The organism is Cellulomonas sp. SG140 (genome assembly GCF_025770785.1).
Lineage (GTDB): Bacteria > Actinomycetota > Actinomycetes > Actinomycetales > Cellulomonadaceae > Cellulomonas.
This window is the reverse complement of the sequence record NZ_JANZLA010000010.1, coordinates 25,415-38,956: the sequence shown is the minus strand read 5'-3', so window position 1 is coordinate 38,956 and position 13,542 is coordinate 25,415. Positions and strand designations below refer to the sequence as shown.

Here is a 13,542-nt window from a genome sequence, read left to right as displayed (position 1 = left end):
AGGCCGTGGTCCATCGGTGCATCGGAGGTCGCCATGCCACTCTCCGAGTACGAGCAGCGAGTGCTCGAGCAGATGGAGCGCCAGCTCGCTTCAGACGATCCGCGTCTGGCGAACACCCTCACCCAGCGCCGACGTCGTCCCGTGGTGCGGTTCGTCCTCACGGGCGCGGGCGCCGTGGTCGGGCTGCTGCTGCTGATCCTTGGTGCGGCGAACTCGAAGCCGTGGCTCGGGGCGATCGGCTTCGTGCTGATGTTCGCCTCGGTCGCCCTCGCCTTCGCGATGCCCCGGCGGTCAGCCGGTCCTCAGGGAGTGGTGGGCACCGACGGCAAGGTTCACCGGCCCGTGCGGAGGTCCGTCTCGAAGCAGGGCTTCATGGCGCGGCTGGAGGCCCGCTGGGAGCGGCGGCGCGACCAGGGCGGTCGCTGACCAGCTCGTCGACCCCGCGGAGGGTCTCACCGATCCAGTGGTGCAGCTGGCTCGACGTCCGTGGGTTCTGGGCGGGCGCGTAGCGCTCGTCCTCGAGCGTCCGCGCGAGCCCCGTGAGCCCCTCCAGCGCAGCGCCCTGAAGCTCGCGGCCGGTCAGCTCCAGCAGCGTGTCCTGGACCGTGCGGACGCACCCTCGTGGGGTGGTCGAGTCGGCCCAGGTGATGTGCCGCTTCGCGAGGCGGCGCCGTAGCGTGTGCCACGCCCGTTCGGCGTTGAGCTCGGGGGGACGCCGGAGGCGCCGCCACACGAGCACCGCAGCAGCGGCGACGAGCAGGACCACACCCATCGTGATCGCCGTCGGCACCCAGCTGCCGTGGACGGTGGTGGTCACCGTCTGGTGCGGCGCCTGCGCGGGCGCACCCGTCGCGGCACCCGTTGCGGCCTCTCCGGCGCGCCCGATGTCGTTGGGACCCTGCGCACCAGGACCGGCCGAGCGGACGAACGGGTCGCTCCAGGCGGGGGGTGCACCGGTCTGGACGGCTGGTGTCGGCTCGAACCGGACCCATCCGTAGCCCGCGAAGTACAGCTCCGGCCAGGCGTGCGCCTGCTTGCCGGTGACGACGTACTCCCCGTTGTTGCCGGTCGGCGTCCCGGGCAGGAAGCCGACAGCGACGCGTGCCGGGATGCCGAGGATCCGTGCCATCACCGTCATGGCCGAGGAGAACTGGACGCAGTAGCCGCGCCGGGACTGCAGGAAGTCCCACACGGCGTCCTGGGACGTCGCCGGAGCCACCTTGGTGTCGTAGGTGAAGTTCGCCCCCGAGCGGAAGTACTGCTGCAGCGCCATCGCCTTGTCGTAGGCCGTCGTGGCGTTCCCGACGATCTGGTTGGCGCGCGCCGTGATGTCCGCGAGGTGCTGGGTGGCAGGTACCTGCAGGTAGTTCTCGCTGCCCGACGGCGCACCGGCACCCGCGGCGACGAGCTGGTCGGCGCTGAGGTCCTGCACCTCGACCTGCATCGAGTACGTCTGTCCGGCGGCGGTGGCCTGGGTCCCGACGACCTCGTCGCGCTGAGGGTCGTAGCGCCAGGTGCCGTCCACCGTCACCGTGCGCGGGAAGGTGGTGATGGGCAGGCGGGTCTCGCGCAGGGACTCCAGCCTGACCTGCACGTCGAGCTCTCTGGCTGGGTCCGGCGTCGCGGAGTCGATCCCGAGCCACGACCCGCCGTCGAACGGGAACACCGGGCCGTCCCCTGCCCGGGACCACTGGCGGCCGTCGAACGAGCTGAGCGTGAACGCACGCAGGGGACCGATCGACAACGGCACCGCGGACGTCGCCGTCGGGCTGGGTCCGGAGCCGTCCTGCGGTGCGGGGCGGGACACCGTGTAGCGGAGCACCACCTGGTTGGACCGGGACCCCAGGCTGTCCCGCAGGTCCAGGTTGCTCGAGAGGACCAGAGGACCGCCCGGACCGTCGCCGAGGGTCGGCAGCCGCACGCTCGACCAGCCGGGGAACGCCGCGACGGCGGGCGCCGCGACGAGCGCGAGCACCACCGCCCCGGCAGCGGAGGCGAGGGCCGTGCTCGAGCGGCGGACCAGATCGGCCTGCGGACCTCCGGGTGCCGTGGTCAGCGCCAGCAGCATCAGGTACGCCAGGCCGGTCCAGAAGACCGCCCAGCCGGACGCCGGGTAGCCGAGCACCACGGCGGGCACCCACAGGGCGCTCAGGGGGAGCGCGACGAGCGCGGGCGCGCCGGCTCCGAGCGCGAGTGCGTCGACGAGGAGCAGCACCGCCGCTGCGCCCGCCACGACCAGCACCTCCGCCGACCGGTTCGACGGCATCGGCACCAGCGAGCTCTGGATCAGGGCGACGCCTTCGCCCGCCAGCGCCCACGTGCGCCGAACGGCGTCCGGCGTCGGCAGCACCTGGGTACCGCCCGGCGGTGCGCCGTACCGCAGGACGAGACCGGCGAAGGCGACGACGGCACCGACGACCGTGGGCACCCAGGGCGACCCGGTGAACGACCGCACGGCGGCGACGACCGCCGCCAGGAGGATCACCGCCACGCAGGCGACCGTCGCCCAGCGGCCCGGCTGGATGAGCCGGCCGAGGGCCACCAGCGCCGCACACGTGGCCAGCGCGCAGAGGGCCGACGAGACCCAGCCTCGCGCGTTGCCCTCGACGCGTGCGGCCGTCACGCCGCGCTCCCGAGCAGACGTCGCCAGCAGACGGTCAGGTCCTCACCGACCGTCGCCCGACTGACCCGCCAGCCGGCGCGCTGCAGCGCCCGGACGGTGTGCTCCGCGCCGGCGGCCTCCGCCGGGTTGCGGCCGTCCGTCCGCACCACGGCCCAGCTGTGCGAGGAGCTGCTGGCGTGCACCAGTGCCGCTCGAGCGCGTGCCGACAGCGGTCCGAGCACGGCGAGGACCATCTCCGCACCGCCCTCGGCCGTCTCGAGCAGCCGTACCCCGTCGAGCAGACGCTGCTCGGCCTCTGCGTCGGTGCGGGGCCCCACCAGGTCGATCGTCCGGTTCAGCAGGGTGGCACGCGCCTGCGGACCGCTCCGGGAGTGCACGAACTCGGGGATCTCCGACACGTCGTCGCCGCTGGTCGGCTCGAGGCCGACCAGGCGCACCGGGTGCCCGCCCTCGAGCATCGCCAGCGCCATCGAGGCGGCCAACGAGATGGACCACTCCAGCGCCTTGGACCGGACCGGCTGGTCGAGCAGCACGCTGACCGGCCTCATGCCCGCGCGTTCGTCGGAGCGCACCAGCAGGGCGCCTCGTCGGGCGCTGCTGCGCCAGTGCACGCGTCGCAGGTCGTCGCCCTCCCGGTAGTCGCGCAGGGCCGCGTCGTCGGGGGAGGGGGTGCGCGCACCGAGGGTCACGCGGTCCGGCTCGTCGACCAGGACGTCGCTCGGCGGCGGCAGCGCGACGACCTCCGGCCAGACGTCCACGTCGGCGGCCGCACCCAGGGTCGCGGGGGAGCGCACCACACCGAAGGGGTCACCGTGGGTGACGACGAGGGGGCCGATCGGCCATCGGCCACGCCGGGTCGCCCGCACGGGGTAGCGCACGGTCACCCGCCCCGGAGAGCGGGTCACCCGCGCCCGCAGCGGGCGGCCGCCGGACAGCTCCGTCGCAGCCTGCTCGGCGAACCGGAGACCGGCGAGCCGCACCCGGGCGGCGGAGTCCGGTGCGAGCACGTCCACCTGCACCTCGGCGTCCTCGCCGACGTGGACCGGGTTCGGCTCGACGGACCGGCGCACCTCGATCGGGTGCCGTCCGCGCCCCGGGACGGTGACGGCCACACCGACCTCGGCACCGGCGACCAGGACCAGGGCGACGATGCCGATGCGCACCAGGTCGACCGTTCCGAGCAGCGCGCCGAGCACCATGCCGACCAGGCCGCCCGCGACGAGCGCCCAGCCCCGGACGGTCGGCCGCGGGACCATCAGCCGGCCGCGCGACGCACCCGGGCCGAGGTGGCGGCCGGCGCGGGCAGCGGCGTCCGCTCGACGACGTCCTCGACGATCCGCGCGGTGGTGCGCCCCGACAGTCGCGACTCGGTGCTCGGCAGCAGGCGGTGCGCCAGGACCGGTACCGCGAGCTGCTGCACGTCGTCCGGGAGCACATGGTCCCGACCGGCCATGGCGGCCACCGCCTTGGCGGCGCGGAGCAGCTGGATGGCGGCGCGCGGCGAGGCGCCGAGGCGAAGGCCTGGGTCGTCCCGCGTCGCCCCGACCAGGTCGACCACGTAACGCTTCACGGCGCCGGAGGCGTACAGGCGCCGGACCACCTCGATCATCTCGGCGACGTGCTCGGCGTCGGTGGCCGGACGTAGCTGGTCGATCGGGTCGGACCGCTCCTGCAGGTCGAGCATCTCGAGCTCCGACTCGACGCTCGGGTAACCGACCGCGAGGCGTGCCATGAAGCGGTCCCGCTGCGCCTCGGGGAGCGGGTACGTCCCCTCCATCTCCACGGGGTTCTGGGTCGCCACGACGAGGAAGGGGCGGGGCAGCGGGTACGAGCGTCCGTCGACCGTCGCCTGCGCCTCCTGCATGCACTCCAGGAGCGCCGACTGCGTCTTGGGGGAGGCGCGGTTGATCTCGTCGCCGATCACGACGTGGGCGAAGACCGGACCCGGGCGGAACTCGAACTCGTGCGTCTGCGACCGGTAGATGTTCACGCCGGTCAGGTCGCTCGGCAGCAGGTCCGGGGTGAACTGGATCCGGCCGACCGTGCAGTCGATCGAGCGGGCGATCGCCTTGGCCAGCGTCGTCTTGCCCACGCCGGGCACGTCCTCGAGGAGCAGGTGTCCCTCGGCGAGCAGCACCGCCAGGCTGACCCGGACGAGGTCGGGACGCCCCGTGATCACGGACTCGATACCCGTGCGCATCCGGCCCGTCACGTGGACGACGTCGTCCAGCTGCGACCCGGATGGCACGTCGGTCGTCATCGCTCCTCCTCGCAGGGCAGGTGGGCTGAGCCTACGTGCGGTGTCGCCGATCCCGCAGCGGCTCGGTCGGGGCACTTGGCCGCCCCACTTCCCTCCACCTGAGCGGGTGCGCCCGACGTCCGTGGCCGGCAGCGCCGACCTCACCACGCCCGAGACGGTGCGGCGCCGATCCCGAGGACCGGCGAGACCGTCGCGCCGGCTGTCGGGCTCGCTCGTCGCTGCGGTGGAACCCGCACCTTGCGTGTTCCGCCCTCCACTTCCCACCACCGCTGCTGACCTGCGGATTCGCGGGGTGGTGGGGGTGAAAACGCCACTGGCTACCGGGCTGGGTGGAGGGAAGTGGAGTACCGTGGTGCGCGGTGGTGAGGTCGGGAGTGCTCGGGCGAGGGGAGGCGTGGTGTCCGAGGAGCCGTTCGGCGGGGTCCTGGGCTCCGTCGCGCCGTTCCTGGGCACGTACACACCCCGGCTGGACGACAAGGGGCGGCTGATCCTGCCCGCCAAGTTCCGCACCCGGTTGGCGCCGGGTCTGGTGCTGACCCGGGGTCAGGAGCGCTGCCTGTTCCTGCTGCCGCTGGACGAGTTCCGCCGGATGCACGAGCACGCCCAGGCGGCGCCGGTGACCAGCAAGCAGGCCCGTGACTACCTGCGCGTGCTGCTGTCGGGGGCGAGCGACGAGCTCCCGGACAAGCAGGGCCGCATCTCCATCCCGCCGGTGCTGCGCAAGTACGCCGGCCTCGACCGCGACGTCGCCGTGATCGGCGCCGGCAACCGCGTCGAGCTCTGGGACCTGCAGGCGTGGGAGACGTACCTGGCCGAGCAGGAGGCGCAGTACGCCGAGACCGCCGAGGAGGTGTTCCCGCAAGGCATCTGACCGTCACCGCAACGCGCACCACAGCACCACCGCAGTCCGCACCACCGCACGAAGCCCGCAGCTCCACCCGACCGCCCGGCGAGACCTCCTCCCGTCCGTGCTGACGCACTTCCCCGCGCCAGCACAGCCGGTGGGGGATCTGGTCGGACGGTGGAGGGCCTCCGACCAGCAACGACCCGCAGCACCAGCACCGACAGCACACCGACAGGCAGCACCCGCGAGCTCGCGCCCGACGCGCGGCCCGGCAGCCGACCAGCGAGCAGGAGAGGAGAGCGCCGTGGAGCAGCCGACCGACGACACCGCAGCCCGGCACGTCCCCGTCCTCCTGGCCCGCTGCCTCGAGCTCCTCGCCCCGGCGCTCGACCGCCCGGGCGCCGTGATGGTGGACTCGACGCTCGGCATGGGCGGCCACACCGAGGGTGTGCTGCGCGCCTTCCCGCAGACGCGGGTGGTGGGTCTTGACCGGGACCCGCAGGCGCTCGAGCTGGCCAGCCGGCGGCTCGCACCGTTCGGCGACCGCTTCACGGCGGTCCATGCGGTCTACGACGAGGTGCGGGCGGTGCTCGACGGTCTCGGCATCGACCTGGTGCAGGGCGTCCTGATGGACCTCGGCGTCTCGTCGCTGCAGCTCGACGAGGCCGAACGGGGCTTCTCCTACGCGCACGACGCCCCCCTGGACATGCGCATGGACCCGAGCACCGGACGGACGGCGGCGGACGTGCTGGCGACCTACGACGAGCAGCAGCTGGTTCGCGTGCTGCGCACCTACGGCGAGGAGCGGTTCGCGCCGCGCATCGCCCGCGCGGTGGTGCGCGAGCGCAGCAGGCGGCCCTTGACGCGCACCAGCGAGCTGGTGGACGTCGTGCGCGCCTCCATCCCTGCTGCGGCGCGGGCGCAGGGCGGCCACCCCGCCAAGCGCACGTTCCAGGCCCTGCGCATCGAGGTGAACGGGGAGCTGGACGCCCTGGCTCGTGCCCTGCCCGCCTCCGTCGAGGCTCTCGCGGTCGGAGGGCGCATCGTCGTCGAGGCCTACCAGTCGCTCGAGGACAAGCTGGTCAAGCGGGAGCTCGCCGTCGGTGCCACCTCGAGCGCACCGGCGGGGCTGCCGGTGGAGCCCGCCGACCACGCGCCGTACCTGCGGCTGCTGACCCGCGGTGCCGAGCTCGCCGGCCCGGACGAGGTGGCCGCGAACCCGCGAGCGCAGTCCGTGCGGCTGCGCGCCGCCGAACGCCTGCGAGCCACACCGACGCACCTGCTACCGGGCCGTACGTCCTCGAGAGGAGCCGCCGCGTGAGCGCATCGCCGTTGCGGGCGGGCACGCCCGTCTCCCTGGCACCCCGCCCCGCGCCGGCCGCGCGTCCTCGGCTGCGCGTGGTCCGGGCACCTCAGCAGGCGCGCACCCGCGTGCCGTTCGTCTTCCTCTGCATGGCGATCCTCGGCGCGGCGCTGCTGTCCGCCCTGCTGCTCAACACCTCCATGGCCGGCGGTGCGTTCGAGCGTTCGTCGCTGACCAGCCGCCTCGGTCGCCTGCAGCAGGACCAGCTCGACCTCGTCGCTCAGCTCGACGCCCGCTCCGCCCCGGCCAGCCTGGCGCAGGCGGCTCGCGGCATCGGGATGGTGCCGGCCAACGGCACGGGCTGGCTGCGGCTGTCCGACGGCTCCGTCCAGGGCGCACCGGCGCCGGCTGCGGCGGGATGAGCACGCCGACGCGCACGCCGGCTGCGTCGTCACGCGGAGCCGGTCGTCCGGTGCCGCGCGGCGCGACCGGAGGTCGGCCGCGCCGTGGCACCGTGGCGGGCATGGCGAGGACCGCGGCTCGCACCCCTGCCGGCCGGCGCGTGGTCGGCGAGGCGGCGCGGCTGCTCCAGGTGCCGACCCAGCGCGGCCCGCGGCCGGTGCGCGAGGCGGGCCCACGTGGCCGCGTCACCGCGCTCGTCGTGGTCCTGGTCCTGGTGCTCGGGACGTTCGCCGGGCGTCTGGTGTGGGTCCAGGGCATCGCCGGTCCGGCGATCGCCAAGGTGGCCCTCGAGAAGCGGTTGTCGTCGGTGACGGTGATCGGGCAGCGGGGCCAGATCACCGACGCGGCCGGTGTCCCGCTCGCCACGTCCGTCGAGCGGTACGACATCTCGGTCAACCAGCGCACGATCGCGAAGTACCGCAGCACGGGTGGGACGGGAGCGCCCGACGGCGCTGCCGGCGTCGCGGCGCGCCTGGCCCCGGTGCTGGGTGCGAACCCGGCCGAGCTGGGCGGCGAGCTGGCCGGCAGCTCGACGTTCCGGTACGTGGCCAAGGGGGTGCTCCCGGAGGTCGCGCGCTCCGTGCAGGCACTGCGGATCGACGGCGTCATGGTCGAGAAGGTCGCCGACCGGGTGTACCCCAAGGGGACGCTGGCGGGGAACATCGTCGGGTTCGTCAACGCCGACGGGAAGGGCCTGCAGGGCCTGGAGTACACCCTGAACTCCCGGTTGACCGGGACGGCAGGCTCGGAGACCTACGAACGGGGTGCCGGCGGCCAGGCGATCCCGGGCGGGTACTCGACGGGCACACCGGCGGTCGCGGGTCAGTCCGCACGGCTGACGATCCTGTCGGACCTGCAGTGGAAGGCGCAGGAGGCCGCGGACGCGCAGAAGGCTGCGACGGGTGCCGACTCCGCGACGGTCGTCGTGGAGGACGTGGCGACCGGTGCCCTGTACGCGGTGGCCGACTCCGGTTCGATCGACCCGAACAAGCCCGGCGCCGGAGCGGCGGATGCCCTCTCGCGGGCGGTGTCCGACGCGTTCGAGCCCGGGTCGACCGGCAAGGTCATCACCATGGCGGCCCTGCTCGAGTCCGGCCTCACCACCCCGACGTCGCAGTTCTCCGTGCCCTACCAGTACACGACGCCGAACGGTCAGGCGTTCCACGACGCCGAGCAGCACGGCGTCGAGCAGTGGACGACGACGGGGATCCTGGCCCAGTCCTCCAACGCCGGCACGGTGATGGTCGGCCAGCAGCTGACCAAGGATCAGCGGTACTCGTACCTGACGAAGTTCGGTCTCGGCACGCCCACGGGCGTGGAGCTGCCCGGTGAGACGGCGGGGATCCTGCACCCGGCCGACCAGTGGGACGGACGCACGCAGTACACCGTGCTGTTCGGGCAGGGCCTGTCGGTGAACGCGCTGCAGGCCACGAACGTCTACGCGACCGTCGCGAACGGCGGTGTCCGGCCGCAGCCCCACCTGATCGCCGGGTGGACGGGCCCGGACGGCACGTACACGCCGACGCCGCCGGCCGCGGGTGTTCGCGCCGTGTCCCCCCAGACCGCCCAGACGCTGCTCACCATGCTCGGCAGCGTCGTGAACGACGGTACGGGGACGTCGGCCGCCGTTCCCGGCTACCAGGTCGCGGGCAAGACCGGGACGGCGCAGGACATGCAGACCGGTGGCATCACCGCCTCGTTCATCGGTGTCGTCCCCGCCGACGCGCCCCGGCTGGTCGTGGGGGTCTTCGTGCAGAACCCCAAGACGTCGATCTACGGCGGTGTCGTCGCCGCGCCGGTGTTCAGCGACGTGGCCGGGTTCGCCCTGTCCGAGCTGGGGGTGGCGCCGTCGGGCAGCACACCGTCCCTGTTCCCGACCACCTGGTGACCGGGCGCCAGAGAGCGGCCGGGTAGATTCTCCCCATGACCTCCCCCCAGGGACGGATGCGTCCGCTCAGTCCCCCGGCCCGTCGGGTGGCCGATCTGGTCGAGACGTTCCCCCTGGTGGCAGAGGGTGCGCCGGTCGGTGGGACTGTCGTCAGCGGGGTCAGCATGGCCAGCGGCGACGTGCAGCCCGGCGACCTCTTCGTCGCCGTCCCCGGCTTCACGGTGCACGGCGCGCGGTACGCCGCGCAGGCGGTCGACGGGGGTGCCGTCGCGGTGCTGACGGACGACGCGGGCCTGGCGGCAGCCGTCTCCGCCGGTGTGGCGGCACGGGTTCCCGTGCTGGTCGCGGCCGATCCGCGCGGCCTGGCGGGGCCGGTGGCCGCATGGGTGCACGGAGACCCTGGCGAGGGGCTGGTCACCGTCGGGGTCACCGGGACCAACGGCAAGACGACCACCACGTACTTCGTGGACGCGGCACTGCGCGCCGTGCACGCCGTCACGGCCGTGCTGGGCACGGTCGAGCTGCGGATCGGGGACGAGGCGATCGAGAGCCCCCGCACGACCGTCGAGGCGCCGGTCCTGCAGGCGATCCTCGCGCTGGCGGCCGAGCGGGGCGCGACGGCGATGAGCACCGAGGTCTCGTCGCACGCCCTCGCACTGGGGCGCGTCCGAGGTCTCGTCTTCGACGTGGTGGGCTTCACCAACCTGCAGCGCGACCACCTCGACTTCCACGGCGACATGGAGACGTACTTCGCGGACAAGTCGCGGCTGTTCGCAGCCGACCAGGCGCGGCAGGGCGTCGTCGTGGTGGACGACGAGTGGGGCCGGCGCCTGGCCGCCTCCGCCCCGATCCCGGTGCAGACGATCGCGACGCACGTCGGGGACCCGGTGGGCGAGACGGCCGACTGGGCGGTTGTCGAGGCGCAGATCGGGCTCGACGGCGTCGGCTCGAGCTTCGTGCTTCGAGGGCCGGACGGCGCGCGGCACCACGCCGCCAGCCCGCTGCCCGGACTGGTGAACGTCTCCAACGCCGCCGCGGCGGTGGTGCTGGCGCACACGGCGGGAGTGCCGTTGCCGGCAGCGATCGAGGCGGTCGCGCACGCGCACGAGATCCCCGGCCGGATGGAGCGGGTGATCGAGCGCGGTGGCGGCTTCCCGCTGGCGCTCGTGGACTACGCCCACACGCCGGACGCTCTGGTGCTGGCGCTGGAGGCGGTCCGGCCGATCACGCCCGGGCGCCTGGTGATCGTGCTCGGGTCCGACGGCGACCGGGACCGCGGCAAGCGGCCGATGATGGGCGAGATCGCGGCGCGGCTGGCGGACGTCGTCGTCGTGACGGACGAGAACCCGCGTTCGGAGGACCCGGCGTCGATCCGGGCTGCGATCCTGGAGGGCGCCCGCGCGCAGCGGCCCGATCTGGTGGACGTGCTCGAGGTGACGACGAGCCGTGCCGACGCGGTCCGGCGCGCCCTCGACCTGGCAGGCGACGAGGACACGGTGATCATCACGGGCAAGGGCCACGAGCCGACGCAGGAGATCGCGGGGGTGTTCCACCGCTACAACGACCGCGACGTGCTGACGGCCGTCCGGGACGAGCGGCTCGCCGCGGCCGGTGCGGCGTCCGGGCTGCACGCGTGATCGCCCTCACGGCGGCCGAGGTCGCGGCCGCGACGGGAGGCGTGCTGTCCGGGGTGCACCCGGGGACCGTGGTGAGCGGTCCGGTGGTGTCGGACTCGCGCGAGGTGATCCCCGGTGCGCTCTTCGTCGCGCTGCCCGGCGAGCACGTGGACGGTCACACCTTCGCGGCGCGCGCGGTGGAGGCGGGCGCGGTGCTGGTGCTCGCGGCGCACGAAGTGCCGCGCCCGGCAGGGGGAACCCTGCCGGCCGTGCTGGTGGACGACGTGACGGTGGCGCTCGGCGCCCTCGCCCGCGAGGTGCTCGCTCGGCTCCGCGAGGCCGCGGCCGAGCCCGGTGGTGCGGCGCTGCAGGTCGTGGCCGTGACCGGGTCGGTCGGCAAGACGACGACGAAGGACCTGCTGGCGCAGCTGTTCGCGGCCGACGGGCCGACGGTCGCGCCCGTGCGCTCGTTCAACAACGAGATCGGCCTGCCCCTGACGGTGCTGCGTGCCGACGAGGCGACGACGCACCTGGTGCTCGAGATGGGCGCGTCCGGCATCGGCCACATCGAGTACCTCACCCAGATCGCGCCGCCGGACGTCTCCGTCGTGCTGGTCGTCGGCGCGGCCCACCTCGGCGAGTTCGGTGGGGTCGAGGCGACGGCCAGGGCGAAGTCGGAGCTGGTCCGCGGTCTGCGGTCCGACGGCGTCGCGGTGCTGAACGCCGACGACCATCGGGTGATGGCGATGGCGGAGCTCGCCCCCGGACCGGTGGTGACCTTCGGCACGTCGCCGGCCGCGCAGGTGCGCGCCACCGACGTGACGCTCGACCAGCGCGGGCGCGCGGCGTTCACGCTGGTCGACGGTCGCACCCCGCACGCCCCGCGGTCGGCGTCGGTGCGACTGCGGCTGGTAGGGGAGCACCACGTGCACAACGCGCTGGCCGCGGCCGCCACCGGGCTGGTCGGCGGCCTCGAGCTGGCCGACGTGGCCGCCGGGCTGTCGTCCGCGGACGCCCTGAGCCCCCACCGGATGCACGTGGTGGACCGTCCGGACGGCGTCACCGTGGTCGACGACTCCTACAACGCCAACCCGGACTCGATGCGCGCCGCGCTGAAGGCCCTCGCCCAGCTCGCCGGCCGGGACCGCCGCTCGGTCGCCGTCCTCGGCGAGATGCTCGAGCTCGGTGCCGAGGCGCGTCAGGCCCACGACGCGATCGGCCGGCTCGTCGTCCGGCTCAACATCGGACTGACCGTGGTGGTCGGAGACGGTGCCCGGGCGATCCGCGACGGCGCGAACCACGAGGGCTCGTGGGGCGACGAGGTGGTGCTGGCGGACGACATCGACGCCGCGGAGCAGTTCCTCGCGCAGGAGCTGCGCGCCGGCGACGTCGTGCTGGTCAAGTCCTCGTACGGCTCCGGGCTCTGGCAGCTCGGCGACCGGCTGGTCGGAGCGGGCGAGTGAAGGCGGTCCTGATCTCCGGCGGCGTCTCCATGGTCGCCGCGCTGCTCGGCACGCCGCTGCTGATCCGGTTCCTGGTGCGGCGCCGCTACGGGCAGTTCATCCGCCAGGACGGTCCCACCGCGCACTTCACCAAGCGCGGCACCCCGACGATGGGCGGCGTCGTCATCATCGTCGCGACGATCGTGGGCTGGCTGGCCGGTCTGCTGCTCACGGGGACGGCGCCGTCGGCGTCGGCGATCCTCGTGCTGTTCCTCATGGCGGGGCTCGGCGTCGTCGGGTTCCTCGACGACTTCATCAAGATCTCCCGGCAGCGCAGTCTCGGGCTGTCACCGGCGGCGAAGATCGCCGGCCAAGGGGTGGTCGGCATCACCTTCGCGGTCGCGGCGCTGCAGTTCCCCAACGCGCGGTTCCGCACCCCGGCCTCGACGCACATCTCGTTCGTGCGGGACACGGACCTCAACCTGGCGTTCGCCGGCGCGGCGATCGGCCTGGTCCTGTTCGTCGTCTGGGCGAACTTCCTGATCACGGCCTGGTCCAACGCGGTGAACCTGACCGACGGCCTCGACGGCCTCGCGACCGGCGTCTCGCTGATCGTGTTCGGCGCCTACGTGGTCGTCGGCGTCTGGCAGTTCAAGCAGTCCTGCCAGATCCTCGGGTCGGTGGGCCCGCGCTGCTACGAGACCCGGGACCCGCTGGCGCTCGCCGTGGTCGCCGCCGCGATCACCGGGGCGCTGTTCGGCTTCCTGTGGTGGAACGCCAGCCCGGCGCAGATCTTCATGGGCGACACCGGCTCCCTCGCGCTCGGGGGTGCGTTGGCGGGGTTCTCGATCCTCACGCGCACCGAGATCCTCGCGGCGATCCTGGGAGGGATGTTCGTCGTCATCGTGATGTCGGACGTGATCCAGATCGGCTTCTTCAAGGCGACCGGCAGACGGGTGCTGAAGATGGCGCCGCTGCACCACCACTTCGAGCTGTCGGGGTGGGGCGAGGTGACGATCGTGATCCGGTTCTGGATCATCGCCGGGCTGTTCGTGGCTCTCGGCGTGGGGTTGTTCTACGGGGAATGGGTGGCGGGGTAGGTGC

11 protein-coding genes are annotated in these 13,542 nt (G+C 73.6%); 8 read left to right on the top strand and 3 right to left on the bottom strand.

From position 1 onward, the window contains the following. Positions 1-33 precede the first annotated feature (33 nt). Entirely contained in the window at positions 34-426 is a 393-nt protein-coding gene (locus N0B34_RS16255; protein ID WP_263732317.1) for a DUF3040 domain-containing protein, read from the top strand. Here N0B34_RS16255 and N0B34_RS16250 read toward each other — a convergent pair. The 3 genes from N0B34_RS16250 to N0B34_RS16240 are packed head-to-tail and all read right to left on the bottom strand — an operon-like array spanning position 371 to position 4,883. Next, the gene (locus N0B34_RS16250; RefSeq protein ID WP_263732316.1) at positions 371-2,623 is read right to left on the bottom strand and encodes a DUF3488 and transglutaminase-like domain-containing protein; all 2,253 of its coding nucleotides are present in this window, start codon (positions 2,621-2,623) and stop codon (positions 371-373) included. The two genes, N0B34_RS16255 and N0B34_RS16250, sit on opposite strands and share 56 nt — an antisense overlap. Continuing rightward, a complete protein-coding gene (locus tag N0B34_RS16245) occupies positions 2,620-3,879 on the bottom strand; it encodes a DUF58 domain-containing protein (RefSeq protein WP_263732315.1) in 1,260 nt (419 codons plus the stop codon). The genes N0B34_RS16250 and N0B34_RS16245 overlap by 4 nt, the downstream gene beginning before the upstream one ends. Then, entirely contained in the window at positions 3,879-4,883 is a 1,005-nt protein-coding gene (locus N0B34_RS16240; protein ID WP_263732314.1) for an AAA family ATPase, read from the bottom strand. Before N0B34_RS16240 ends, N0B34_RS16245 begins: the two co-directional genes overlap by 1 nt. Before the next feature lie 424 nt (positions 4,884-5,307). Between N0B34_RS16240 and mraZ the strand changes: the two genes are divergently transcribed. From mraZ to mraY, 7 genes are all read left to right on the top strand, one after another. Then, positions 5,308-5,754, top strand: coding sequence for a division/cell wall cluster transcriptional repressor MraZ (mraZ, locus tag N0B34_RS16235; RefSeq protein WP_263732378.1), 447 nt, complete (start codon positions 5,308-5,310; stop codon positions 5,752-5,754). Positions 5,755-6,031: 277 nt separating this feature from the next. Next, positions 6,032-7,048 (top strand): 16S rRNA (cytosine(1402)-N(4))-methyltransferase RsmH, encoded by a 1,017-nt coding sequence (rsmH, locus tag N0B34_RS16230; RefSeq protein WP_263732313.1) that lies wholly within the window; start codon positions 6,032-6,034, stop codon positions 7,046-7,048. Further along, positions 7,045-7,452 carry a hypothetical protein gene (locus N0B34_RS16225; RefSeq protein ID WP_263732312.1) on the top strand — a complete coding sequence of 136 codons (408 nt, stop codon included), beginning with the start codon at positions 7,045-7,047 and terminating at the stop codon, positions 7,450-7,452. Before rsmH ends, N0B34_RS16225 begins: the two co-directional genes overlap by 4 nt. 101 nt (positions 7,453-7,553) lie before the next feature. Continuing rightward, on the top strand, positions 7,554-9,380 hold the full coding sequence (locus tag N0B34_RS16220; protein ID WP_263732311.1) for a peptidoglycan D,D-transpeptidase FtsI family protein: 1,827 nt from the start codon (positions 7,554-7,556) through the stop codon (positions 9,378-9,380). 35 nt (positions 9,381-9,415) lie between these two features. Continuing rightward, a complete protein-coding gene (locus N0B34_RS16215) occupies positions 9,416-11,017 on the top strand; it encodes a UDP-N-acetylmuramoyl-L-alanyl-D-glutamate--2,6-diaminopimelate ligase (RefSeq protein ID WP_263732310.1) in 1,602 nt (533 codons plus the stop codon). Further along, complete coding sequence (locus N0B34_RS16210; RefSeq protein ID WP_263732309.1) at positions 11,014-12,459, top strand: UDP-N-acetylmuramoyl-tripeptide--D-alanyl-D-alanine ligase; 1,446 nt, start codon at positions 11,014-11,016, stop codon at positions 12,457-12,459. Before N0B34_RS16215 ends, N0B34_RS16210 begins: the two co-directional genes overlap by 4 nt. Beyond that, entirely contained in the window at positions 12,456-13,538 is a 1,083-nt protein-coding gene (gene mraY / locus N0B34_RS16205; RefSeq protein WP_263732308.1) for a phospho-N-acetylmuramoyl-pentapeptide-transferase, read from the top strand. The genes N0B34_RS16210 and mraY overlap by 4 nt, the downstream gene beginning before the upstream one ends. Positions 13,539-13,542 lie beyond the last annotated feature (4 nt).

Bases quoted from the DNA above. Each gene is read 5' to 3' on its own strand.
- N0B34_RS16255 (WP_263732317.1), top strand. From the start codon at position 34: ATGCCACTCTCCGAGTACGAGCAGCGAGTGCTCGAGCAGATGGAGCGC.
- N0B34_RS16245 (WP_263732315.1), bottom strand. From the start codon at position 3,879: ATGGTCCCGCGGCCGACCGTCCGGGGCTGGGCGCTCGTCGCGGGCGGC.
- N0B34_RS16240 (WP_263732314.1), bottom strand. From the start codon at position 4,883: ATGACGACCGACGTGCCATCCGGGTCGCAGCTGGACGACGTCGTCCAC.
- N0B34_RS16220 (WP_263732311.1), top strand. From the start codon at position 7,554: ATGGCGAGGACCGCGGCTCGCACCCCTGCCGGCCGGCGCGTGGTCGGC.
- N0B34_RS16215 (WP_263732310.1), top strand. From the start codon at position 9,416: ATGACCTCCCCCCAGGGACGGATGCGTCCGCTCAGTCCCCCGGCCCGT.